A 24142-nucleotide genomic window follows, 5' to 3' on the forward strand; every position below is an offset into this window, starting at 1 on the left:
CTATATATAAATAAATTATGGATATTTCACGCAGTTGATCATAAAAAAAGCACATCAATGTGATGTGCTTTTTTCTTAATCTAACAAATATATAGGTTTAACTTAGCCGGTATTACGTAGGCCAGCAGCAATACCTGCAATACTCACCATTAGTGCATGATCGACTGGCGTATGTTCAGCTTGGCAATTGGCTAAATAGGTACGACGACGTTTCATCAATTCAGCTTGAAGCAGATGTAAGGGTAATAAGTAAGGCTTACGTACTTTCATCGATTGATCTAAAACATCATTGCTACTGAGTAACTTAGATTCACCTTTGAGTGCTAAAAGTGTTTGCACCGCGTCACGTAGGCGTTGGCGTAGTTCTTCACCTAAGACTTTCAAATCTTCATCTTGAGTCAGATGTGATTCATAGTATAAGGCCACATGACTGTCTGCTTTAGAGAGTACCATTTCCAGCATATCAATTAAGGTTTGGAAATACGGCCATTTATGGAGCATATCCTCCAAAATGGCTTTTTGGCCTTGGTCGAGCACTTGATTAATGGCAGCGCCTGTTCCTAACCATGCAGGCAACATCAAACGAATTTGTGTCCATGCAAATACCCATGGAATTGCACGCAAAGATTCGATGCCACCAGTAACTTTACGTTTGGCAGGACGCGAGCCTAAAGGCAACATTTGCAGTTCAAGCTCAGGCGTCACGGTACGCAAGTACTTCACAAAATGTGGGTTTTCACGCACCGTTTGGCGATATACCTGTACCGATAAATCGGTCATGCTGTGCATGAGCTCGCGCCATTCTGCTTTGGGTACTGGAGGTGGAAGTAAAGTGGCCTCAAGTGTTGCCGCTGTATAAATCTCAAGGTTTTGCAGTGCGATGCCTTCTAAACCAAATTTAAAGCGGATCATTTCGCCTTGTTCAGTCACACGAATTGCCCCAGAGATTGAACCAGGGGGTTGAGAGAACAATGCCTGCTGTGTCGGTGCGCCACCACGACTGATTGAACCGCCACGGCCATGGAATAAGGTGAGCTGTACGGCATGATTTTTTGCAATTTCAGTGAGTTCTTCTTGCGCACGGTACTGTGCCCAGTTGGCAGACATAAATCCTGCATCTTTGGCTGAGTCTGAGTAACCAATCATCACTTCATGCTTGCCCTGAATATGCTGTTTATACCAATGCATATTAAATAGGGTGTTCATGGTTTTAGACGCGCCGTCTAAATCTTTCAGGGTTTCAAATAGAGGAACGACACGTAAAGGATTTAAAATGCCGGCTTCTTTTTGCAGAAGCAACACCGCCAGCACATCACTTGGATATTCCGCCATTGAAATAATATAGGCACCCAAACTTTCACTTGGCTGTGAGGCCAAAGTGCGCATGGTGGCAAACACTTCTTGCACATCTGGATGACAAATCAGACTGCCTTCAGGTTCACTGAGATGTTTAGGTAACAATGGGCGTTTGCTTTGTAGCTCTTGCAGTAAGAAATTTTGTCGTGCTTGTTCGGTCCAAGTTTCAAAATTCCCTAAACCTAAGTATTCAGTTATAGCAGAAATGGCTTGGCGGTGGCGTCCAGATTCTTGGCGAATGTCGAGCTTTAATAATTCAATACCAAAACAGTTTACGCGATGAATAAAGTCCAATAGTTTACCATTGGCAATTTCAGGCAAATCACATTCAATCAGTGAGCGGTAACAAAGTAACAAAGGTTGAAGCAGTTCATCTTTGCTTTTAATCACTTGGCTGTCATCAGCATCATGGCCACGAAGTTTTTCTGTTAGCCAAAAACGTGTGGCTTTTAGGCGTTGGCGCGTATCACGTAAATATTCACGGTAGGGTTCAGCATGCTCTTTACCTAAGGCTGTACGTAATTCATCACTACACTGTTCAATCGAGAGTTCCCAGCGGAGTGCTTCAATATCACGTACATATAAATCTGCTGCTTTCCAACGAGATAACCACAGAACTTCTTGAGTGATGTCATGCGTTACATTTGGGTTGCCATCACGGTCACCGCCCATCCAAGAGGCAAAGCGAACTGGTGCAATGGTGAGTGGCAAAGACTGACCACAATGTTCGCTCACCATGCCGTCCAATTCACGCATGAATTTAGGCACCGCATTCCATAAGGTTTGCTCAATCGTGGTAAAGCCCCATTTGGCTTCATCTACAGGCGTTGGGCGATGCTGACGAATTTCATCGGTTTGCCATGCAGAGCAAATCAGTTGTTTTAAATCATCTAAAACGGCTGTGCGTTCACGTGGGGTGAGTTTTTGCTGATCCATTTGAAACAGACAGTCATTAATACCATCATATTTTTGAATCAGGGTACGGCGACTGACTTCAGTCGGGTGTGCAGTTAGTACCAATTCAATTTTGAGTTCGCAAATTTGTTGATAGAGCGTTTCTGAGCTGATGTCTCGATCTTTAAATTTTTGAAATAAGTGATCTAAAGGATTTGGTGATGGGGCATGTTCATCAAATTCGCTTTGGCGACGGCTGCGCACCACATTGTATTGTTCTGCAATATTAGCAAAATTTAGAAAGTGGGTAAAAGCGCGGGTAAGGGGCAGAATTTCATGGTCTTCTAAGCTTAAAAATAATTTTTCGAGTTCTTTTTCTGCCTCAGCTTGACCATCACGTGCACCCTTGGCTAAGGCACGAATTTGTTCAACTTGATTAAACAAATCTTGTCCAGCCTGTTGTTTTAGGGTTTCACCCAATAAATTCCCCAGCAGGCGTACATCTTCTCTAAGTGGAGCATCAATTTGTTGAATCATTTTGCGGTCTCCTTATGTCCTTGATTTTGACTATAGCGCGAATCTCAGCCTTGCCAAGTGAAACCGCGACAAAAGTCGGATTTGTTTTGCTTATAAATTAGCAAACAAGATGCCAAAGCAACGTAAAAGGAGTGTTTTTAACCCAATATGATTTAAATTTTAGGCGGATAACGCAGTAAAAACAGCTGTATGGTGTATTGAATAATCTGTTTGCAGTCTTGCTGATTTGGAACTTCACGTACGCCCATCAGTACTTCATGATGGCGCATACCCAATAACAAAGAAAACAATAACAGCAAATGTTCACGCTCAGGTGCAGGCTGAATAAACTTTAAAGCCACCGCTTGGTCAAAGAAGTTTTGCCATAAGGCACTGAGTTTCTGATGCGATGCATTATAAAATTGCTGTGCCAGCGGATTATGCTGAGAGGCTAATTCCAGCAATAAGTATTCCATTTTGAGGGCTTCGGGTAAATTCACCAAATTTAGGGTGAGTTCACAGGCATGTGTAAATGCCTGAATAAAATTACAGTCATGGCTTAAAACCATCGGGCGAGCATTAATGAGTGAGTCGCAGGTTTCTGCAATCGCACAGGTAAATAGGCTTTCTTTGTCTTGAAAATGGTTATAGACGGTCAGTTTGGTGACATCGGCTTTTTGCGCAATTTTGTTCATGCTACAGCCGTGATAGCCACATTCTAAAAATAGAACTTTTGCAGCATCTAAAATCCGTTTTCGTTTTTCTAAATCTCTTGGGCGGCCAGCAGTCATTTGCTAAAAAAAATTCCAAAATGTCATTAAAGTCATTGATTTTATCCTAAATAGATAATTAATGTACCGTATAGTTTATTAATTAAAAAATAACCATTTTAATTTCGTCTATATTGCCTGAAAAAACAACTTTAGATAAGAGCCTAAGTTCATGAGTACGATTAAGACCGCCTGCATAGGCATAATCATCGTTTGTAGTGTGACCTTGTGGGGGTGTAGTCATAATGATGCACCAAAGGAGCAGGAAATTCCTTTGGTCATGGTGGCCCAAGCAAGCAGTAGTCAGACTGAGCAAAAAAGCTATGCGGGTGAGGTACAAGCGCGCCAACAAACTGCGCTGGCTTTTCGTGTGGCAGGGCAGGTGGTCGACCGTTATGTTGATGTCGGTGATCGGGTGCATGTTGGGCAGGTCTTGGCACGTTTAGATGTTAAAGATGCAGAGTTACAAAAAAATGTGACCCGTGCGCAATTAGAAAGTGCTCAATCGGCTGCAAAAATTGCAGGCGATGAATTAAAGCGCTATCAGCAATTATTGCCGATGAATGCCGTGAGCCGTTCACAATATGATGCGATAGAAAACCAATATAAAGCGGCGATGTCGAGCTTAAAGCAAGCTCAATCTAATCATGAAGTTAGCTCAAATCAAACGCAATATAACCAATTGATTACTAGTAAAAATGGCGTAATTACCGAGCGTAATTTTGAAGTTGGGCAAGTTGTGGCAGCTGGTCAAGCAGTGTACCAGTTGGCCATTGATGGTGAGCGTGATGTTGTGGTGGGTGTACCTGAACAGCTTATTTCCAGTATTAAAGTAGGCCAAGTGGCGAAAGTGAGTTTATGGTCGAAGCCAGACGAAAGTTTTGACGCTTACGTCCGTGAAATTGCACCTGCTACGGATCAGTCACGCACTTATCGTGTCAAAGTGGCTTTGCGTGAAGGTTCTGGTGTTATTCAACTTGGACAAAGCGCACGGGTATTTTTAAAAAACGTGACGAATGAAACTTTAAACATTCCATTGTCGAGTGTGTCTGCGCAAGGGCAACAGGCTTATGTGCTGACCGTAAAATCGGACAATACAGTTCATAAGGTGCCTGTGAGTTTAGGGGCATACGGGCGTGACAGTGTGCCTGTGCTGAGCGGTTTAAACCCTTCAGATTATGTGGTGATTGGTGGCGTACATTTACTGCGTGACAAGCAAAAAATTCGTCCAATTGACCGAGAAAATCGGACTGTGACTGTTCGAGCTGGAGGTTAAAGATGAATTTTAACCTGTCGGAATGGGCGCTCAAAAATAAAGGGTTGGTCCTTTATTTTATGATCCTGTTAGGAATCGTCGGCGTATTTTCATACTCCAAATTAGCGCAAAGTGAAGATCCACCCTTTACCTTTAAGGTCATGATTATTCAGACCTACTGGCCAGGTGCAACGGCTGAGGAAGTATCGCTACAAGTCACAGACCGTATTGAAAAAGAACTTATGACCACCGGCAACTATGAACGCATTATGGCGTTTTCACGTCCCGGTGAATCGATGGTGACTTTTGTTGCTAAAGATTCTTTGCGTTCAAAAGATATCCCTGACGTTTGGTATACGGTGCGTAAAAAGGTCAACGACATTCGTCATCAGCTGCCGAGCGGGGTGCAAGGGCCGTTTTTTAATGATGAGTTTGGCGATACCTTTGGCAATATTTATGTCCTCACAGGCAAAGATTTTGACTATGCGATACTTAAAGACTATGCCGACCGTTTGCAACTACAATTGCAACGCGTGCAGGATGTCAGCAAAGTCGATTTGATTGGTCTGCAAGATCAAAAGATTTGGATAGAAATGTCCAATACCAAGGCGGCTCAATTGGGCGTACCAGTTTCAGCCATTCAGCAAGCCTTACAACAGCAAAATACAGTAGCAAGTGCAGGCTTTTTTGAAACTCAGTCTGACCGTATACAAGTGCGTGCGAGTGGTAGCTTAAAAACAGTCGAAGAACTCAAAAAAATGCCTTTGTTGGTGAATGGTCAAACCATTCAGTTGGGTGATGTGGCTGATATTTACCGTGGTTTTAGCGATCCTGCACAGCCACGTATGCGCTTTATGGGTGAAAATGGTATTGGCATTGCGGTGTCTATGCGCAAAGGTGGCGACATTCTGGCGCTAGGTAAGCATTTAGAAACTGAATTTGCACAGCTACAAAAATCATTACCACTGGGGATGACACTACAAAAGGTTTCAGACCAGCCTGTCGCGGTGAAACGCAGTGTAAATGAGTTTATGAAAGTCTTGGCAGAAGCCGTCATCATCGTCCTGTTGGTTAGCTTTTTCTCCTTAGGTTTCCGTACTGGATTGGTGGTCGCATTTTCTATTCCTTTGGTTTTGGCGATGACCTTTGCAGGCATGAATATGCTTGATGTCGGTCTACACAAAATATCCTTAGGGGCCTTAATTTTGGCTTTAGGACTGTTGGTGGATGATGCCATTATTGCCGTAGAAATGATGGCAATTAAAATGGAGCAAGGCTATAGCCGAATACAAGCAGCTGGCCATGCATGGCGAACCACTGCGTTTCCTATGCTCACAGGAACACTCATTACGGCGGCGGGCTTTTTACCTATTGCTACGGCGGCATCGAGTACCGGGGAATACACCCGTTCTATTTTCCAAGTCGTCACCATTGCATTAATTGTCTCGTGGTTTGCAGCGGTACTGTTTGTGCCCTATTTAGGCGATAAACTACTTCCTGACTTTAATAAAGATTTGGTACAAAAAGCGCCTTGGTATGCACGATTATTGGCGCGTTTACGTAAGCAACCCGAACCTGCATCCGTGGTACATCATGCGGGTGAACATCACGATCCTTATCAAACCAAGTTTTACCAAGGTTTTAAGCGCTGGGTGAATCTATGTGTCACCTATCGTAAAACAGTGATTGTAACCACGGTGGCCATTTTTGTGCTTTCTGTGATGATGTTTAAGTTGGTTCCCCAGCAATTTTTTCCGCCATCTAACCGTGCCGAAATTTTGGTGGATATCAAACTGGAAGAAGGTGCATCGTTAAAAGCCACCGAAGTTGCTGTACGTAAAGTTGAGCAATTTTTATCAAAACAAGAAGGGATTGATAATTTTGTGGCTTATGTGGGTACGGGATCGCCACGTTTTTATTTGCCTTTAGATCAACAATTACCTCAGGCCAGCTTTGCACAATTTGTGGTGTTGGCATCATCCTTAGATGATCGTGATGAGATTCGCCGTAATTTGAGTGAAAAGATTCGGGTGTTATTGCCTGAAGCACGGACCCGCGTGTCTTTATTAGAAAACGGCCCACCTGTGGGTTATCCATTACAGTTCCGCGTATCGGGTGAAAATTTGGATGTGGTGCGTGAATGGGCACAAAAAGTAGCTGCGACAATCAGTGCGAATCCGAATAGTACCAATGTGCATTTGGATTGGGGCGAGCCAAGTAAAGTCATTCAATTAGAGATTGATCAAGATCGTGCACGCCAATTGGGCGTGAACAGTTTAGATTTATCAAATTTCTTAAGCAGTGCAATTAGCGGGGCATCGGTTAATCAATACCGTGAAAAACGTGATTTGATTGAAATCCGTATGCGTGGTGATCAAATAGATCGTGTGGATGTGGGTTCACTCAGCAGTTTGGCTGTACCGACAGCTTCGGGAAAATCAGTACCTTTAGCGCAAATTGCCAAAATTGAATATGCATTTGAAGATGGTCTGATCTGGCATCGTAATCGCCTACCAACCATTACGGTGCGGGCAGATATTCGTAGTCAGTTACAGCCAGCAACAGTCGTCAATGAGCTTGCAGAACCATTGGCAACATTACGTGCATCACTACCAAATGGTTATTTGTTAGAAGTGGGGGGCACGGTAGAAGAATCTGCAAAAGGTCAGTCTTCAGTCAATGCGGGTATGCCAATGTTCCTTGCTGTGGTGTTAACTTTGCTGATGATTCAGCTGAAGAGTATGTCGCGGACATTTATTGTCTTTTTGACTGCGCCACTGGGTATTATTGGTGTGGTTTTATTCTTACTACTTTTTAATAAACCATTTGGTTTTGTGGCAATGCTGGGCACCATCGCACTATCCGGCATGATTATGCGAAATTCACTGATTTTGATTGATCAGATCGAACAAGACATACAAGCAGGGCATGATCCTTGGGACTCGATTTTAGATGCAACGGTACGTCGTTGTCGTCCAATTGTACTCACTGCACTCGCCGCAGTTCTGGCGATGATCCCCTTATCGCGCAGTATTTTCTTCGGTCCAATGGCTGTTGCGATTATGGGGGGCTTGATTGTTGCGACACTGTTAACGTTGTTCTTCCTACCAGCCCTGTATGCACAGTGGTTTAAGGTGAAAAAAAGTCCTGAGAAAGTGTAAAAATGGGTGCGAAATATTGTTTTTTTCAATATAGTAGCACCTAAATCTTTGCTGAAAATTTTTATAAGACAAACACTGTTCAGGTAAAGATTCACAGGGCAGTGTGTGGGGTTAAATCAGACATGACGACAGATAAACTGATCAAGTATCGGCGCTATATTGCGATCTCTTACGTCTTCATGTTTTTGGCGATGTTTACCGTGGTCAGCGGTGTGTTGGCTTATTGGCTGGCGCGCAAAATCACACAGGTTGATTCCGCTGAAGTTTGGCTACAAGCACAGGCATTTTGGGTGATGCGTAGCATTGTAATTTTCACTATTTTGGCTTTGTTTGCAGCACTTTGGTTTATTCCACTCTTTTTCTTTTATTGGGACAGCGCACTTTGGGTAACAGGTTGTACTGTTGCGGGTGTTATTTTTAGTGCCATTGCATTTCTGTATTTGTTAAATGCATGGGTGCAAGGCTTATCTAAATTCTTTAAAAATAAAGCAGTTTTTTAATTCGTCTATATTTTTTTCACCGTTGACCCTTGAAAAAATGGTTTGATCCCCCAATTTCAGACCACAGCTTAGTATTAAATAAATTCCGTGAGGAGCATCGCCAGACATGGCTAAACGTGATTATTATGAGGTTTTAGGCGTATCTAAAACCGCAGGTGATGATGAAATTAAAAAAGCCTACCGTAAGTTGGCGATGAAGTATCACCCTGACCGTAACCCAGATAACCCAGAAGCTGAAGAGAAATTCAAAGAAGCTGCGGAAGCTTATGAAGTCCTTTCAGACAGCGAAAAGCGTAGCATGTACGACCGTATGGGCCATCAAGCATTTGAAGGCGGTATGGGCGGCGGTGGCGGCTTTGGTGGCGGTTTCAGCGCTGAAGACATTTTCAGTCAGTTCGGTGATATCTTCGGTGGTGCTTTTGGTGGTGGTGGCCGTGGTGGTCAGCAACGCGCACGCCGTGGTTCAGACTTACGCTATGTGATGGAACTCACCCTTGAAGAAGCGGTGAAGGGCGTCAAAAAAACCATTACTTTCACTGCGCCTGCGCCGTGTGAAACGTGTGATGGTAAAGGCTCTAAAAATCCTAACGATGTAGAAACTTGTAAAACCTGTCATGGCGCGGGTCAAGTGCGTATGCAACAAGGCTTCTTCTCTGTACAGCAAACCTGTAATACCTGCCGTGGTCAAGGTAAAATCATTAAGAACCCATGTAATACATGTCATGGTTCTGGTGTGTCTGACCGCCAGCAAACTTTAGAAGTAACCATCCCAGCAGGCGTAGACAACGGCGATCGCGTACGTTTAAGTGGTAAAGGCGAAGCGATTCGTGATGGTCAATCAGGTGACCTATACGTAGAAGTGGTTGTACGTGAACACGAAATCTTCCAACGTGATGGTGCAGATCTGTATATGGATGTACCTGTAAGCATTGCTGATGCAGCTTTGGGTAAAGAAATTCAGATTCCAACACTTGATGGTCGTGTAAGCTTGAAAGTACCTGAAGGTACACAGACTGGTAAGATCTTCCGTTTACGCGGTAAAGGTGTAAAACCTGTACGTACCAGCATGCAAGGTGACTTACTCTGCCGTATTGTGGTGGAAACCCCTGTGAATTTGACTGCACGTCAACGTGAGTTACTCAAAGAATTACAAGCGAGTATGGAAAGTGAAGAAGGCGGTAAATCTTCTCCGAAGAAAAAATCGTTTTTAGATCGTTTATTTGACTAATTGATACGAGTTGATTGAGTCAATACCATTCAAAGCATAAAAAAAGCGCCATAAGGCGCTTTTTTTATATCTATTCACAGCATTAAGGTTGCTCTGGAGCACCTTGAAGTAAGCTGTCATAGTCCATATCTGTTTTTTGAATAATCGCCAAAAGCTTGAGCTGATGTTTTGCTTCGGCTTCGTTACCATTAAATGCCAACATTTTTGCGTATTTAATGAGGTGATAACGGGTTGGATAGCTACGTGCCATTTCGCCTGCCATCTGCAATTGCTCTGGGCTTAATGGTGTAAACGGGTCAATGAGAATAAAATTAATCCGTTGATCTAATTCTGTGAGCACGTAAATGCGATCATGATTGGTGATCTTTTCAGGCTGTAATTCATTTTTATACACATTGCCTAATTTAGGCACTAGCGTGTCGTAATCACGATAGACTAAGGCCAACATGGCTAAGCCAAAGACCAGTATGATTTTATTGCCCAATGCAGGCAGTGCTACGGTTTTGGTCTGTGCATATTGGGCTTGTAGTGTACCTAGAATAAAGCCCGCAGGAATGAGGAAGAAAGCATAATTCTGTGGGAACTCGAGCATCATGTGAATGATGAAAGCACCCAACATCAGCAATCCAATGACAGATTCCGCTGAGTTCACTTGACGATGCAATTGAATAAGCCAGTAAGCCATATAGATAAAGAATGGAATCGCAATAATAAATCCATTCCAAAGAATGAAATCCAGTACAAAGTTATGTGCGCTACGAATCCAAACAGGCCCTTGAAAGTGCTCTGAGATGCTCACAAAAGCGGTACTGGTTTGGTACCAACCATAGCCAAACCACGGCTGTGCTGCGACCGCATGGATCATTTGTTGCCAAATCGCCAAGCGTGACATATCGCCACCAGCACGTTGAGCCAAATCACGACCTTGAATCACATCCATATTGGCGCTGTCGGCGAGCAATTGTGTGACATGCGGAAGTACCACAATTAAGCCGATAAACAGAGCAAACCACGCCAAACTATAGAACCAGCGTAAACGAACCTGATGGCGGAATTGCTGGTAAGCAAGGTAGAGCAGTATACAAATACTTGCGACCCATGAGGTACGTGATTGACTCAGTACAACGCCAATTAAAATGGGTAAAGCTGCCAGCACTAACCAACGCGTAGCTAGGGCTTTTTTCTCATATAAATACAGCGTCGCCATTAAGGCCATGAGCAAGAACGTCGCCATTAAGTTTGGCTGCGCAAAATTGGCAAAAGGACGCGTTGTGCCACTGATATTCATCATGATGGCATTGAGAGGCTCATCAAAATTCAGCGCTTGGCAAATCGCCACTAGACCGGTAGCGACACCCGAAATTAAAAAGGTAAAGCTTAAATAACGGAAGGTTTTTGCCCGTTGCTCTGCACCTTGGGATAGATTGAAGCCCAAAGTCATTGCCAGCCAAAAGGCTGCAATATAGAGAAAGCCCAGAAATGCGATACTAAAAAAGTACACATGACCCAAAGCCAATTGAATAAAAGGCAATACAGCCAAAGCTAAAAAGGGCAGGCCAATTTTAGGAAGATACAATTTGTCTTTGACGCAAGCAGCCGTCAAAAACATCAGGGAGATAAATGCATAAAGCTCACCAGTATAGGTGACCCAAGGTCGGTAATGGACTGGGAGTAGCCATGCGAAAAAAATGCATATTGCAGCACAAGCAAACAGTACGTTTTTCATGCTCATTCAGTATAAAAAAAACTCGCCTATGATACATCGAAAATCATCTAAAAAATGCAATACAGACGACTCCGCCACGACTGATTTTATGCGTTGCAGATTACTAAATACCAAGCGATGAAAAATGCATAAATTTTTTGTGTCAAACTTAGCCAAACTCAGGAGTTTTGCTATAGTAAGGGCAATTTTGAATCTAGCATTAGGAAAATGTTATGTCAGCAACTCCACGCATTGGGATTTTAGGCGCAGGCGGCCGTATGGGTCGTATTCTTATTCAAGCTGTTGAACAAGCTGGTTTTAAACTTGCAGCCGCTGTAGAACGTCCAGAAAGCTCACTTTTGGGTGCAGATGCGGGCGAACTTGCTGGCATTGGCCGTCTGAATGTGAAAATTGTGGGTAGTTTAGAAGAAGTTGTAGACGACTGTGATGTTGTAATCGACTTTACTGCACCTGTAGCAACTGTGAATCACTTAAAAATTTGCCGTGAGCATGGTGTGGCGATTGTGATTGGTACCACAGGCATGAATGATGAGCAAAAAGCATATTTAGACGCCTCTGCAACAGAAACACCAGTGGTCTATGCAGCCAACTATTCAGTGGGCGTAAATGTCTCGATTAAACTACTAGAATTGGCATCTAAAGTATTTGGTGACACCGTAGATATCGAAGTGATTGAAGCGCATCACCGTCATAAAGTGGATGCACCATCAGGTACAGCGCTCATGATGGGTGAAGCGATTGCAGCAACTTTAGGTCGTGACTTAAAACAAGATGCAGTTTATCACCGTGAAGGCCATACAGGTCCACGCGAGCGTCAAAGCATTGGTTTCCAAACCATTCGTGGTGGCGATATTGTGGGTGAACACACGGTAATGTTTATTGGTGAAGGTGAGCGTGTTGAAATCACTCATAAAGCCACCAACCGTATGAACTTTGCTGCCGGTGCAGTACGTGCGGCAGCTTGGGTTGTAGGCCGTGAAGCGCGTAAGTACGATATGAAAGATGTACTTGGATTTAACGATATTCAAGTATAAAAGCGCTTCAAAATCCGCTATAAAAATAAAAGAAAACTAAAAGACGAATAATTGGAATGAAAAAAGCCTTGTTGATGGCCTGTGTACTCGCATGTTCTGCGATGACACAGGCAGCACCTACTGATCACGTTAAGCTCAGTATTAATAAAAACAATATTAAAGTTTGGACGATTCAAGACAGCCAAAACCCGATCATGATGTATAAAGCTGAGACCACGCTCAATGTTCCTATTGAACAAGCAGTCGCATTAATACTCGATGTTGATCATGCGGTTGAGTGGGTCCCTTTTTTAAGTCAAATGAAAGTCCTCTCAAGGGATGACAAAAAAGGGGAATTTCAACTGTATATGGTGCTGGATTTTCCATTTCCTTTAAAAGACCGCGATTTGGTTGTACAAGGCAGAATGAGCAAAGATGCACAGGGCATTATTAGCATACAAAATAAAGCCATTAAGAAAGGCTATCTGCTGAATAAAAACTACGTCCGACTGAATCAGTATGAAGGCGACTGGTCATTTCAGAAATTAGGGCCACAAAAGGTCAAAGTGTCGACTTATGGGTATGCCAATCCCGAGGGGTCTATTCCATTGTCCGTCGTGAATATGTTTGTGCAACAGCAGCCTTATCAAATGCTACAAAAAATGAAAGTAGAGCTCGAAAAATCAAAGAATTTCGCGCCCTTACCAGATATTTTAAAATAGTGTTTAAAACTACTTTTCTGATGAACCCAGTGTATACACAGTCAGTTGTCGCATCCGTTCAGGCTGAGGCAACTGTAGGCTAAGCAAAGTTTCTTCAGGGACTGCACCATTGGTCTGTGCTGGTGGAGACAGTTTAATTTGAAATTGCTGAGCACTGTTTTGTTCACAGTTAAAACGCAATTTTTTTTGACTCGGCATGAGACGGGGATGATAGGAAGTTTGTGCTTCATAAACATATAAGCGCTGACTGGCAACATGCTGCAATGCAGGTTGAACACGCCAAAGCTGATATTCCGTCAGATTTTGGGTTTTTAAAAAGCCTTCAATTAATGCACTGCAAATGAAATGTTGCTGCTTAGCGACAGTATTGCCTTGTGGCTTGCAGGCTGAAAGTGCAAGAACACAACTGAATAGGCTGAGCGCTGTGGCTATTGTTCTCATGTATCGCTCCTGTATCCTTTTGAAAAACTGTACAGCAAGCTTAAATATGTTAGTGTTTAGGATACAGATACAGTAAATATAAAAAAACGGGTACAGATATGGCATTTCAATATCAGCTGATGGCACAGCAGCTGAGGCAAAAAATACAGGTAGGGGAAATTGTCGCAGGTCAGCGTTTACCTTCACTACGTCAATTTGCTGAGCAACAGAACATTAGTTTAAATACCGCAAAAAGCTGTTATGAAATGCTCGAAGCGCAGGGATTAATTTATGTTAAAGCCAAGTCAGGCTATTTTGTACAACGTCCCTCGGCTCTTTCGAATTGTGCAATTCATGCGCCTAAGCATCCAGATTTTAAATCTGAAATGCGTGAAGTTTCCAACTTGGCCTTACAAATTGAGATTCATGAAGCTGCGATCAATAGCAAATTGATTCATTTAGGCTCGATTCAGCTCTCTCCTAATTTAGTCCCAGCCAAAGCGTTGAGTCGATCTATTCAGCGTGCCTTAAAGTACAGTAAACCTGAAGATTTTTTGTATAGCGATCGCCAAGGCCACATTCGACTGCGTGAAGCACTCTCTGCACATTGGGCAGAGGATGGATTTCATATTGCACCAGAGCTAATTTATATCAGCAACGGGTGTATGCCAACATTGGCAGTCATGATCCAAAGTTTAACCGAAGAAGGGGATGGGGTGATCGTGCCCACGCCAAACTATAATGGTCAGTTGCAAATGCTGGCCTTATTAAAGCGTAAAATTGTGGAGATTCCAGCCAATACTGACGGTTTTGACTTGGTACGATTGGAGCACGCCATGCAACAGTCTGGTGCTAAAGTCTGTTTGCTGACTGCAAATTTTCAAAATCCATTGGGCTTTTGCTTGAGTAATACAGAGAAAGAAAAAATTGCTCAGTTGGCGGCAAAATATCAATGCTATGTGATTGAAGATGATATCTATGCCGAATGTAGTTTTAGCGTGCAGCGACCATTACCTATTCAGTATTGGGATCAGCAGGGTTATGTCATCTATTGCGGTTCGGTATCCAAATCGTTATCTCCTTCTTATCGGGTAGGATGGTTTTGCTTGCCTACACGTTTAAAACCGATGCATGCAAAAATTATTTTGCGTAATGTTTCAGTCAATACGCCATTGCAACTCGGATTGGCAGATTTTATTTTTAGTCGTGAATATCGTCAGCACTTAACAGCGCTACGCCCCAAACTGCAACAACAGGTACAACAGTACCGCGAATTTATTGCACAAGCGTTTCAGGGTATCGATTTCCGCCTTAATCATCCGCAAGGTAATTATGCGCTGTGGCTTCAGTTTCCAGACCAAATTGATAGTTTAGCCTTGTACTATTTTGCAGCAGAACAAGGGATTAATTTGGTTCCTGGCATTTTATTTGGTGAAGACAGCCGCTATAACAATTGTATCCGACTCAATGCAGGCCATGAACTATCAGAAGAGGTTCAACAGGCCATTCAGCTTCTTGCAGACTGGGTTCGGAGCGAGTTGAGTAATCAAGCGGTCGCTTAAAATGTATGAATCACTGCGTGATCGCGACATAAAAAAGCCTGTATCACTACAGGCTCTTTAGCTTAGTGACTTAAAAATCTGCTTTAAGCACTACGCGGTAACGGACTTTACCAGAGTGAAGTCGTTCAATCGCCTCATTAATTTGAGACATTGGAAATAATTCAATTTGTGGAGCGATGTTTTTACGCGCGGCAAATTTGAGCAGTTGGCGCAAAGTGGCAGGTGAACCTGTTGGCGAGCCAGTGACAGATTTCGAACCACTGATGAGTGCGCCCGCTGGAATTTGCATGGGTTCGAGTGCCAGCCCCAACATGTGAATTGCGCCATTGGGCGCTAAAGTCGCTAAATAAGCCTGCCAGTTGAGCGTAACATTAACGGTACTGAGCAGTAGATCAAATTTACCACGATGTGCTTTGAGTGCCTCTATATCACGGCTACTCACCACATGATCTGCGCCCATCGCTTTGAGTTCATCGGTTTTATCTAAGCTAGAGGTGAATGCGGTAATTTCACAGCCCCAAGCTTTCAACAATTTAATGGCCATGTGACCTAGACCACCAATACCAATCACTCCAACATGATGAATGGCTTGAATTTCATGTTTTAAAATGGGATCAAATACAGTAATACCACCACAGAGCAAAGGGCCAGCTGATTCAGGATCAAGGTCATCGGGCAGTGGAATAACCCATTGCCAACCTGCACGGACTTTGTCGGCAAAACCCCCCGCATGCCCAATGATGGTTGAGACTTTTCCGCCTGTACACTGAACTTGCTCTCCTGCCATGCATGAATCACAACATTGGCAACTTTCTGCAGTCCAGCCCACACCCACACGCTGGCCTAATTTCAATCCTTTGGCTTCAGAACCTAAGCGCGAGATAGTGCCAATAATTTCATGACCAGCAACTACAGGGTACACACTAGAGTGCCAATCATTTTGAATGACGGATAGATCTGAGTGGCATAGGCCACAGTATTCAACCTGAATTTCGACCTGATGCGCCTGTAACTCACCCGCATCAAATTGGTAGGGTTGCAGTGCTTCGCCTGCTTGCATGGCCGCATAGGCACGAATGGTATTTTCACTCATCTCAAAGTTCCTTTTTCCAAAATAATTCGATATTTAAAGTCACAACTATTTTCATGATCATTGACCATGCCGACAGCTTGCATAAAGGCATAGCAAATGGTGGGTCCAACAAATTTAAAGCCCTGTTTTTTTAAGCTTTTAGACATGGCTTGGCTTTCTGTTGTTTGAGCTGGTGCGTGACGATATTCAGGGACATCATTGCAAAGTGCTGGTTGGGCTGAGAATGACCACAACCATGCTACAGGGTCGATACCTGTGAGCTTTAAATTTTGCCATGCAATTGCGTTGCTACGAATGGCCTGTAACTTGCCTAAGTGCCGAATCACACTCGGGTCTTGTACAATTTCCCCCAATTGCGTATCAGTCATATTGGCAATGGTGTCGATATCATGTTGAAAAAAGTGTTGGCGATAAGCCTGACGCTTTTTCAGTACTGTAATCCATGAAAGCCCTGCTTGCTGACCCTCTAAGCACAACATTTCAAATAGCTGTGCTTCATCATGTAGAGGGTGGCCCCATTCATGATCGTGGTAGTGGATATACTGCGGGTCTTGTGTACACCACGCACAGCGTTGGACAGTCATGGTTTTAGCTCATCCCATTAAAGTTTAAATTCAGACCATTGATCATTTTGATTGTCCCAATAAGACAGCACCGCTTGATCTAAATCACTAAATTGAATCCATACATCTTTGCCAGCTTTATCTGCATAGCCTGTACTAATCATCAGTGCTTCTTCGGTAATTTCCATAATCCAGCCTTGATGGGTCTGTCCAGCCACGGTTATTTTTTGTTGGTTACCTGATTCTGCAAATTCAACAAGGCGGCTGATCAGTGCTTCTGACATGAATATTTCCTGATAATTAACGTAAATAAGGGAAGGGGTTAACTGCACCTCGGCCTTTACCATTTAAGTAAATACCATAATGTAGATGTGGTGCGGTATGGCGAGCGTTGCCAGTGTTGCCCACATAGCCAATGAGATCACCTTTTTTCACATAATCTCCGACCTTGAGTCCACGTTTATGGTCATCTAAATGTGCATAGTAATGCCAAGAGCCTGCTGGCCCGATTATCCATACCACTTTACCACCCAAATTGTTATTGCGTAAGTCAGCAATCAAGCCTTCGGTGGCGGAGTAGACTTTGGTTCCACGTGGAGCCAGAATATCAATGCCTTCGTGCGTACGGCCACTACTGCGTGATGCACCCCATGTATCTTTGAGATTTTTTGTTTTTATATCGTCAACAGGAATAGGCAGTTTACTTGGTAGGCGCATCTGTTGGAGTTTTTGCACTTGAGCTGGTGACAGTGCGGGTTTTGATGGTGCAGGCGGCGTACTGGTACAGGCTGCCAGCCACAGCAGATTCATTCCTAAAATGACAATTGCAATCCAGCGCAGCAAGGCAAGTCCTCTATGATCTAATCGGATGTGCCGAAGCACTGTGTCCTGACTATGTCATAGATTGATGGCGGATATCAATTTTTTCATTGCAGTTGGAATGCCCAGCGCAGAGGCTGCCTGAGGCGTTAGCCACTGACCTTCGAATTCAATTGCCAAATGTTCTTTTTGATCACTCGAAATTTCAAAGGCAATGGCATCCAGTTGCCAAGTAAAATGGGTAAAACTATGTGTGATTTGAGTGCGTGCAATTTCTTGCTGAAGCGAATGGCGTTGGACCTCATTTTGAAAATCAATAGAATTTTCATAAATAGGTAAACACCACAAACCTCCCCATAAACCCTGATTGGGGCGCTGTATCCAAAGCCATTCTCCTGCGGAACGAATCAAAAGTACTTGAGCTTCTTTTATAGGAACAGGCTTTTTAGGTTTTTTAAAGGGGAGTTCAGTTTCTATACCCTGTTGATGTGCTTTACAGTGTTGTTGCATTGGGCAATACAAGCAAAGTGTTTTTTTAGGTGTGCAAACCGTTGCACCCAAATCCATAATGGCTTGGGTATAATCATGATTACGTTCGGTTGGACAGAGCTGTTCTGCCAAGCTCCACATTTCACGCTCATGTTGGGGTTTAGACAAATCCTCTTCTATAGCAAAAAAGCGAGATAAAACCCGTTTCACATTGCCATCCATAATTACGCCGTATTCACGCAAACCGAGTGACATGAGTGCCCCAGCCGTTGAACGGCCGATTCCAGGTAATTCAATCCATTCCTCTAAATGAGTTGGGAAAGTACCTTTTTGTGCAACGATACCTGCAGCTTTGTGTAAGTTGCGTGCGCGAGCATAATAGCCCAAACCTGCCCAATAAGGCGCCACATCATCCCAGCTGGCACGACCTAAGTCCTGTACGGTCGGAAAGCGTGTGATAAAACGTTCAAAATACTGGAGTACCGTTTTGACTTGAGTCTGCTGTAGCATAATTTCAGATACCCAGACTTTGTATGGATCATTCGCGACTTGCCAAGGCAAATCATGGCGGCCATGAACATCAAACCAAGCCAGCAAAGCATCAGAAAATTTAAAAGACATGGGACATCATTAGCACAGTGAAAAACGCGCCTTATTGTAGACCATTCAAATTTGACGTGCTGAGATTTAATTTCAACATTATCAAAGTGCCATATTTAAAAAGATAAAGGCCCTATGTGGGCCTTTATTTACAAAACATCGCTAACAGTATGAATTACAGCTGTGCTGATTTGCCCCAACGCTGATCGAGGACTAAGTCTTGATTGTCATAGTAGGGAATAACGTGAATATGCAAATGTTGCGCTTGTGTACCAAAGGCCTTGCCATCATTAAAACCTATATGAAAACCAGCAGGCTGATGAATCAGATTCAATTCATTACGTGCTTGTTCCAATAAAGACATAAGACTTTTACGTTCTTTATCTGTGATTTCAAAAAACGAACTCACATGACGTATTGGAATAATGACACAATGTCCTTTAGACAGACTTTGTGGTTCTGGGAGAATCATCCCAAATTCATTTTGGGCAAGTACAGCAGAATCATGGTTATCACAATATGGGCAGTGCATGTCATTCATGGTGTGACCCTCACTTCGAATCAGTGGATATTCAAATTATAAACTTAAATTGATTCAGCTGTTTTAAGATTACGTTGCAGTAAATCATACATTGCAGCTAAGCTCTTTTTTTCTACTTCAGCGTTATAGCCCAAGTCTACGCCATTGGCTTTGGCGCGCTCATCTGCTAATGGATTTGAAAATCCGTGTTTAGCATCTTCATAAACAATGACTTCATGCTCGACCTGAGCGTTAAACATTTCTTCTTTAAATTTTGCAACATCATCTAAGCTGACCATGCTGTCATCTTCCCCATGCAGAACCAAAATTTCCGCTTGAACTTGACCTTTTTCTGCTGGTATTTGGGCAGATAAATTTGCATGGAATGTGGCAACAGCACTTAAAGGAGCGCCAGAACGTGCCAAATCTAAAACGACTTTGCCACCGTAGCAAAAGCCAATCGCGCCCAGCTTAGATCCATCAACTTCTTGTTGAGAAGCAAGACAATCTAGTGCTGCAGAAGCACGATCTACAATGGTGTTACTTTGCTCAAAGGTTTGCATCATCCAAGCATAGGCTTGTTTGGCATCTGTGGTAACGTTCTTATTGCCATACATATCGAGAGCTAAGGCAGCATAGCCATTTTCTGCTAATTCTCGTGCGCGTTGCTCTGTATATTCATTGCGTCCCCACCATTCGGGTGAAACCAATACGCCTGGAACAGCATGATCAGTTTCGGGTGTGGCAAAATATCCAATTAAGAGCGTACCGTCCGCTGCACTATATTGAATTTCACGTGTTTTTATTTTCAGAGCCATGAAGCCAAATCCTTATTGCGATATGAATGCAAAGATTAAAGCATAAAAATATAAGTTATTTATGATCAAGGCGGGGATTAAAAAGAAAAAATTAAGCTAAAAATATGCAGTATTTGATGGAAGCCAGCAGTAGCGTAGGGATGAGGCAGGCTTAGCCCTAATAATAAGTGATAAGCCTGAATTGTAATGAATTATTTAGAATTCACGCTGAGTAGCTCAACATCAAAAATTAAGGTGCTGTTGGGTTCAATCACATCACCTGAACCAATTTGGCCATAAGCCAAATTTGCAGGAATAAAGAAACGATATTTCGCGCCTTCTTTCATCAATTGTAAGCCTTCAGTCCAGCCTTGAATAACTTGGCTCAGTTGGAAGTTAGCAGGATGGTTACGTGCTATTGAACTGTCAAAAACAGTATCATCAATCAAACGACCTTCATAATTGACGGTTACATTTGAATTGGCCTTCGGTGATTTGCCTGTACCTTCTTTAACTACAATATATTGCAAACCAGACTTAGTTGTTTTCACCCCTTCTTTTTTTGCATTTTCAGCTAAAAAAGCAGTACCAATTTTTGCATTTTCATCGGCTTTTTGTTTAAGTTCAATCAGCTGTTTTGCTTCTGCACGACGTTTGAATTGGGTCAATACACGCGTCATTTCTTCGTCAGTTAAAGTTGCAGCCTGACCTTGCGATGATGCTTTTAAGCCCTGTACAAATGCATCAATATCCATATCTTTCATAGCATCGGCATTGCTACGACCCATTAGGTAGCCAAAACTATATCCGACTTGTTCAGCAGTACTACTTTTGGTATTTACCTCTTTTGCAAAGGTAGAAGCACTTAGGAGTGCACAGCATAACAGGCTTATTTTAATTTTCATGGTGTATCGTTCTCAAAATAAATGAAGGAGAGCAAATGCTCTCCTTGGAATCATTTTTGTTATTTCACTTTAATCAGTTCAACATCAAAAATAAGCGTGCTATTTGGTGGAATTGTTCCAGGAACACCATTTTCACCATAACCCAATTTTGATGGAATATAGAGTGTAGCTTTACCGCCTTCTTTCATCAGTTGTAAGCCTTCAGTCCAACCGGGAATCACTTGATTCAGTGGGAATTCAATTGGCTCACCGCGATCAATTGAGCTGTCAAAGACTTTACCATCGACCAATTGACCTTTGTAGTGTACGGTCACGATTGAATTAGCTTGAGGTTGTTTACCTGTGCCTTCTTGCGTAATTTTATATTGTAAGCCAGAAGCTGTCGTTACAACGCCAGGTTTTTTTGCGTTTTCAGCAAGGAAAGAGTCACTTGCAACTTGCACTTGTTGTACCTGATCATTCTGCTTTTGTTGCATGTCTTTTTGGAACTGCACATAAGCTTTTTGTAATTCTTCTTCAGTATAAGCAGGTTGTGTACGTGCATGGCCTGCGCGAACACCTGTTACAAAGCTATCAATATCAAGCTCAGGTGGTGTTTGATGGGCAACTTCATAACCCAATGCATAGCTAATTTTTGCGACAGCAGAAGCATTGGCTGCAGGTTGAGTTGAAGTCGCAGCCTGTACAGCTGGTTTTTGTGACGCAAAATACACTGGAACAAGTGCAGCACCGCCTAGTACAACAGCGACAGCAATGGGTAGGGCCTTACTCATAAAATTTCCCAAATTATTTTAAATCTATAAAGTTGCTGAAAAGATTAGCAGACTTTTCCAGTCATGGCGCAATTGCTTGAGCTGGAAAACTCATCATAGTCCTGTCATATAAAATATTCTATAACAGACTGAATGTATAAAACATTTATCATACAAATAAAATGGATTTAATCGCCAAAATTTAATTTGTATGGCTCATTCTCGTTGTATAAAAAAACCAATGCATGGCATTGGTTTTTTGAACAATAGTGCTCTAGTCTTGCTCTGGATTCGCTTTGTAACCATAAGAATAATTATAGCCATAACCGTAGCCATAACCACCTGTACCACGCTGAATATCATTTAGAATGACACCATTAATTTTGACACCCACTTGTTCAAAGCGGTTCATGGTCAATTCAAGCTCTTTCATTTGTGTTTTTGCAAAACGTGCAATCACAAGATTTACACCGGTATATTGTGAAATAATAATACCATCTGTTACCGCCAACACTGGTGGTGTATCAATAATAATATGATCATACAAAGGTGAAAGTTGCTCTAATAACGCTGCAAATTTTGCAGAGCTGAGAAGCTCAGAAGGATTTGTAGGGTTTTTACCACGCGTGATGACATTTAAACCAGAAATTTCTGTCTGCTTAATAATGCTATCCAAATTGTGTTGGTCATTTAAATAATCAGCAAGGCCTGGTGTGTTTTCAGAGTTGAAATACTTATGTAAATAACCGCGACGCATGTCTGCATCAATAATAAGTACACGTTTATTGCTCTGCGCCAAAATTGCAGCCAAGTTGGTCGAGATAAATGATTTACCCACTTCAGGTGCTGGACCTGAAATCATAATCAAATTATTTTTAGCACTATTCATTGCAAAATGAATTGCGGTACGCATGCTACGTAGGCTTTCAATTGCAATGTCATCGTTATTTTTAATTGCAAGAACAGGAATAGTTTTCTTTTTCTTTAACAGTTTAATACGACTTTCTTGTACAGGTGAACGTGGTACGGTGGCATAAACTGGTAAATCGAGTTCATTTTCAATTTGAGAAGAATCTTTAATCCCTGAACGCATCATGTTGCGCAGTAATGCCAACAAGGTACCAAGGAATCCACCAAGGAAAATAGAAAGAATCAGAATTTGTAGCTTTTTCGGTGCAATCGGTTCAATTGGCTCAACTGCCGTATCCACAATACGAACATTACCAATCTCACCAGCTTTCGCAATACGAAGTTGTTGATAAGAATTTAGTAAAGAGGTGTACATTTGCTGTTTCACTTCAACTTCACGATACAGTTGTAAATAACGACGTTGTAGGTCAGGAAGCTGTTTAAGTGTATTTTCCAATTCACCAATTTTTTTGTTTAATGCAGTGAGTTGTGCGCTCATCTGTTGCATTACAGGATGTTCAGCGGTGTATTTAGCACCAGCTTCAGCAACTTTTTGTTCTAATTCAGCTTTTTGTGTCTCAAGCGTCACGCTTTGGGTCAAGTAAAGCTCAGATTCTTTAGTGACATCCACGGTATTATATTGCTGACGGAATTTGTTAAATTCACGTTCTGCTGTATCCAACTGTTTTTTCAAATCTGGCAGTTGCTCATCGAGAAACTTTAAAGTTTGTGCGCTTTCTGCAGAACGACGTTCAATATTTTGCTGGCTATAAGCTTTCATAACAGCATTGAGCACTTTAGTAATGTGCTCTTTATCCTGGCCCTGATAATTTAGGCCTAAAATGCCAGTCATTTTACCTTTTTCAGCAACTGAATAATTGCTTAAAATATCATTGACTGCATTTGGCAGAGTTTGCTTTTCAAGTAGATAGCTATCTTTGAATTCATCCTGACTGAAAATGCTGATATTCCAAATACCTTCAGCAGTACGCACTTGATTATTAGCATTTAACGTTCCATTAAATACCGTTTGATCATTGCGTGTATCAATGAGAGAGAATTTATTGCCATCAAAACTCAGTTTTAAAGATCTGTTTAAATAAGTTGCTGGAACTTGAAATTTACGAACATCAAATGACTTTTCGTCATCTTTAAAAATAACTGACTGTTTTAAGTATTCAGTTTGATAGTTATGTGGTGCGAATAAGCGATCTGTGAATGAGTTTTGAGTGCCGGAAATTTTTAAATCTAGGTTAAGATTTTGAATGACTGTTCCAAGAACCAGACGCGATTTTAAAATCTCAATTTCAGCTTGTGCAGGTTGCTTTTGATCAATCATGCTAGAAAGATCGCCTAATAGAGCAGCTGAAGCCCCTTTGTTTTCTTCAACTTGAACTAAGGCATCCACCGAATAGGTATCGGGCGTGGCGCGAAGATATAGTAACGCGCAAACTAAGCTTAAAATAACGCAGAGCGCAATAAGTTTCCATTGAGCAATTAATGAGAAGAATAATTCTTTTAAATCAATGGTGTCTTCAGTATTGGTGTTTTGTTGGCTCATAATCGTCATTC

Annotated in this window: 21 protein-coding genes; 7 read left to right on the forward strand and 14 right to left on the reverse strand. The window is 42.3% G+C overall.

All coding sequences use genetic code 11. From position 1 onward, the window contains the following. Window positions 1-102: 102 nt before the first annotated feature. Window positions 103-2787: a phosphoenolpyruvate carboxylase gene (gene ppc / locus D9K81_RS08585; protein ID WP_120375470.1), complete on the reverse strand. Its 2685-nt coding sequence runs from the start codon at window positions 2785-2787 to the stop codon at window positions 103-105. A gap of 152 nt (window positions 2788-2939) precedes the next feature. After that, window positions 2940-3557 carry a TetR/AcrR family transcriptional regulator gene (locus D9K81_RS08590; protein WP_120375469.1) on the reverse strand — a complete coding sequence of 206 codons (618 nt, stop codon included), beginning with the start codon at window positions 3555-3557 and terminating at the stop codon, window positions 2940-2942. A 151-nt stretch (window positions 3558-3708) separates the two neighbouring features. On the opposite strand from D9K81_RS08590, the gene D9K81_RS08595 reads away from it, so the two are divergent. The 4 genes from D9K81_RS08595 to dnaJ all read left to right on the forward strand — a co-directional run bounded on the left by D9K81_RS08595 (window position 3709) and on the right by dnaJ (window position 9680). Then, window positions 3709-4812 carry an efflux RND transporter periplasmic adaptor subunit gene (locus tag D9K81_RS08595; RefSeq protein ID WP_120375468.1) on the forward strand — a complete coding sequence of 368 codons (1104 nt, stop codon included), beginning with the start codon at window positions 3709-3711 and terminating at the stop codon, window positions 4810-4812. Window positions 4813-4814: 2 nt separating this feature from the next. After that, window positions 4815-7952: an efflux RND transporter permease subunit gene (locus D9K81_RS08600; RefSeq protein ID WP_120375467.1), complete on the forward strand. Its 3138-nt coding sequence runs from the start codon at window positions 4815-4817 to the stop codon at window positions 7950-7952. Window positions 7953-8074: 122 nt separating this feature from the next. Then, the gene (locus tag D9K81_RS08605) at window positions 8075-8452 is read left to right on the forward strand and encodes a hypothetical protein (RefSeq protein WP_120375466.1); all 378 of its coding nucleotides are present in this window, start codon (window positions 8075-8077) and stop codon (window positions 8450-8452) included. A 106-nt stretch (window positions 8453-8558) separates the two neighbouring features. Further along, the gene (gene dnaJ, locus D9K81_RS08610) at window positions 8559-9680 is read left to right on the forward strand and encodes a molecular chaperone DnaJ (protein WP_120375465.1); all 1122 of its coding nucleotides are present in this window, start codon (window positions 8559-8561) and stop codon (window positions 9678-9680) included. A gap of 82 nt (window positions 9681-9762) precedes the next feature. Here dnaJ and D9K81_RS08615 read toward each other — a convergent pair whose 3' ends face one another. Further along, window positions 9763-11406: a PglL family O-oligosaccharyltransferase gene (locus D9K81_RS08615; protein ID WP_120375490.1), complete on the reverse strand. Its 1644-nt coding sequence runs from the start codon at window positions 11404-11406 to the stop codon at window positions 9763-9765. A gap of 212 nt (window positions 11407-11618) precedes the next feature. Here D9K81_RS08615 and dapB point away from each other — a divergent pair, with 212 nt between their 5' ends. After that, complete coding sequence (dapB, locus tag D9K81_RS08620) at window positions 11619-12440, forward strand: 4-hydroxy-tetrahydrodipicolinate reductase (RefSeq protein WP_120375464.1); 822 nt, start codon at window positions 11619-11621, stop codon at window positions 12438-12440. A 56-nt stretch (window positions 12441-12496) separates the two neighbouring features. Continuing rightward, window positions 12497-13141 (forward strand): START domain-containing protein, encoded by a 645-nt coding sequence (locus tag D9K81_RS08625; RefSeq protein ID WP_120375463.1) that lies wholly within the window; start codon window positions 12497-12499, stop codon window positions 13139-13141. A gap of 9 nt (window positions 13142-13150) precedes the next feature. Here the strand turns inward: D9K81_RS08625 and D9K81_RS08630 are convergent, their stop codons facing one another. Then, the gene (locus tag D9K81_RS08630; RefSeq protein ID WP_120375462.1) at window positions 13151-13582 is read right to left on the reverse strand and encodes a hypothetical protein; all 432 of its coding nucleotides are present in this window, start codon (window positions 13580-13582) and stop codon (window positions 13151-13153) included. A 98-nt stretch (window positions 13583-13680) separates the two neighbouring features. Here D9K81_RS08630 and D9K81_RS08635 point away from each other — a divergent pair, with 98 nt between their 5' ends. Next, a complete protein-coding gene (locus D9K81_RS08635) occupies window positions 13681-15123 on the forward strand; it encodes an aminotransferase-like domain-containing protein (RefSeq protein WP_120375461.1) in 1443 nt (480 codons plus the stop codon). Window positions 15124-15193: 70 nt separating this feature from the next. Here the strand turns inward: D9K81_RS08635 and ahr are convergent, their stop codons facing one another. From ahr to D9K81_RS08685, 10 genes are all read right to left on the reverse strand, one after another. Further along, window positions 15194-16216, reverse strand: coding sequence for an NADPH-dependent aldehyde reductase Ahr (gene ahr, locus D9K81_RS08640; RefSeq protein WP_120375460.1), 1023 nt, complete (start codon window positions 16214-16216; stop codon window positions 15194-15196). After that, a complete protein-coding gene (locus tag D9K81_RS08645; RefSeq protein ID WP_120375459.1) occupies window positions 16213-16800 on the reverse strand; it encodes a DNA-3-methyladenine glycosylase I in 588 nt (195 codons plus the stop codon). The genes ahr and D9K81_RS08645 overlap by 4 nt, the downstream gene beginning before the upstream one ends. A gap of 17 nt (window positions 16801-16817) precedes the next feature. Further along, window positions 16818-17063: a hypothetical protein gene (locus tag D9K81_RS08650; RefSeq protein WP_120375458.1), complete on the reverse strand. Its 246-nt coding sequence runs from the start codon at window positions 17061-17063 to the stop codon at window positions 16818-16820. 16 nt (window positions 17064-17079) lie between these two features. Further along, a complete protein-coding gene (locus tag D9K81_RS08655) occupies window positions 17080-17589 on the reverse strand; it encodes a M23 family metallopeptidase (RefSeq protein ID WP_120375489.1) in 510 nt (169 codons plus the stop codon). Window positions 17590-17676: 87 nt separating this feature from the next. Further along, entirely contained in the window at window positions 17677-18708 is a 1032-nt protein-coding gene (gene mutY, locus D9K81_RS08660; RefSeq protein ID WP_121523201.1) for an A/G-specific adenine glycosylase, read from the reverse strand. Between the two features lie 154 nt (window positions 18709-18862). After that, entirely contained in the window at window positions 18863-19228 is a 366-nt protein-coding gene (locus D9K81_RS08665; RefSeq protein WP_120375456.1) for an HIT family protein, read from the reverse strand. 44 nt (window positions 19229-19272) lie between these two features. Then, entirely contained in the window at window positions 19273-20025 is a 753-nt protein-coding gene (locus D9K81_RS08670) for a dienelactone hydrolase family protein (protein WP_120375455.1), read from the reverse strand. A 191-nt stretch (window positions 20026-20216) separates the two neighbouring features. Then, on the reverse strand, window positions 20217-20909 hold the full coding sequence (locus D9K81_RS08675) for an FKBP-type peptidyl-prolyl cis-trans isomerase (RefSeq protein WP_120375454.1): 693 nt from the start codon (window positions 20907-20909) through the stop codon (window positions 20217-20219). 59 nt (window positions 20910-20968) lie between these two features. After that, window positions 20969-21682, reverse strand: a complete 714-nt coding sequence (locus D9K81_RS08680; RefSeq protein WP_120375453.1) for an FKBP-type peptidyl-prolyl cis-trans isomerase — start codon at window positions 21680-21682, stop codon at window positions 20969-20971. Window positions 21683-21935: 253 nt separating this feature from the next. Then, window positions 21936-24131: a polysaccharide biosynthesis tyrosine autokinase gene (locus D9K81_RS08685; RefSeq protein ID WP_120375488.1), complete on the reverse strand. Its 2196-nt coding sequence runs from the start codon at window positions 24129-24131 to the stop codon at window positions 21936-21938. Between the last annotated feature and the right edge of the window lie 11 nt (window positions 24132-24142).

Source organism: Acinetobacter chengduensis, from assembly GCF_003664645.1.
Taxonomy (GTDB): Bacteria; Pseudomonadota; Gammaproteobacteria; order Pseudomonadales; family Moraxellaceae; genus Acinetobacter; species Acinetobacter chengduensis.

Excerpts from the sequence above, each read along its gene's own strand:
- ppc (WP_120375470.1), bottom strand. The coding sequence starts at position 2,787 with ATGATTCAACAAATTGATGCTCCACTTAGAGAAGATGTACGCCTGCTG.
- D9K81_RS08635 (WP_120375461.1), top strand. The coding sequence starts at position 13,681 with ATGGCATTTCAATATCAGCTGATGGCACAGCAGCTGAGGCAAAAAATA.
- ahr (WP_120375460.1), bottom strand. The coding sequence starts at position 16,216 with ATGAGTGAAAATACCATTCGTGCCTATGCGGCCATGCAAGCAGGCGAA.
- D9K81_RS08605 (WP_120375466.1), top strand. The coding sequence starts at position 8,075 with ATGACGACAGATAAACTGATCAAGTATCGGCGCTATATTGCGATCTCT.
- D9K81_RS08595 (WP_120375468.1), top strand. The coding sequence starts at position 3,709 with ATGAGTACGATTAAGACCGCCTGCATAGGCATAATCATCGTTTGTAGT.
- D9K81_RS08680 (WP_120375453.1), bottom strand. The coding sequence starts at position 21,682 with ATGAGTAAGGCCCTACCCATTGCTGTCGCTGTTGTACTAGGCGGTGCT.
- D9K81_RS08655 (WP_120375489.1), bottom strand. The coding sequence starts at position 17,589 with ATGAATCTGCTGTGGCTGGCAGCCTGTACCAGTACGCCGCCTGCACCA.
- D9K81_RS08650 (WP_120375458.1), bottom strand. The coding sequence starts at position 17,063 with ATGTCAGAAGCACTGATCAGCCGCCTTGTTGAATTTGCAGAATCAGGT.
- D9K81_RS08625 (WP_120375463.1), top strand. The coding sequence starts at position 12,497 with ATGAAAAAAGCCTTGTTGATGGCCTGTGTACTCGCATGTTCTGCGATG.
- dnaJ (WP_120375465.1), top strand. The coding sequence starts at position 8,559 with ATGGCTAAACGTGATTATTATGAGGTTTTAGGCGTATCTAAAACCGCA.
- D9K81_RS08675 (WP_120375454.1), bottom strand. The coding sequence starts at position 20,909 with ATGAAAATTAAAATAAGCCTGTTATGCTGTGCACTCCTAAGTGCTTCT.
- D9K81_RS08630 (WP_120375462.1), bottom strand. The coding sequence starts at position 13,582 with ATGAGAACAATAGCCACAGCGCTCAGCCTATTCAGTTGTGTTCTTGCA.
- D9K81_RS08590 (WP_120375469.1), bottom strand. The coding sequence starts at position 3,557 with ATGACTGCTGGCCGCCCAAGAGATTTAGAAAAACGAAAACGGATTTTA.
- D9K81_RS08665 (WP_120375456.1), bottom strand. The coding sequence starts at position 19,228 with ATGAATGACATGCACTGCCCATATTGTGATAACCATGATTCTGCTGTA.
- D9K81_RS08685 (WP_120375488.1), bottom strand. The coding sequence starts at position 24,131 with ATGAGCCAACAAAACACCAATACTGAAGACACCATTGATTTAAAAGAA.
- D9K81_RS08615 (WP_120375490.1), bottom strand. The coding sequence starts at position 11,406 with ATGAAAAACGTACTGTTTGCTTGTGCTGCAATATGCATTTTTTTCGCA.
- dapB (WP_120375464.1), top strand. The coding sequence starts at position 11,619 with ATGTCAGCAACTCCACGCATTGGGATTTTAGGCGCAGGCGGCCGTATG.
- D9K81_RS08645 (WP_120375459.1), bottom strand. The coding sequence starts at position 16,800 with ATGACTGTCCAACGCTGTGCGTGGTGTACACAAGACCCGCAGTATATC.
- D9K81_RS08670 (WP_120375455.1), bottom strand. The coding sequence starts at position 20,025 with ATGGCTCTGAAAATAAAAACACGTGAAATTCAATATAGTGCAGCGGAC.
- D9K81_RS08600 (WP_120375467.1), top strand. The coding sequence starts at position 4,815 with ATGAATTTTAACCTGTCGGAATGGGCGCTCAAAAATAAAGGGTTGGTC.
- mutY (WP_121523201.1), bottom strand. The coding sequence starts at position 18,708 with ATGTCTTTTAAATTTTCTGATGCTTTGCTGGCTTGGTTTGATGTTCAT.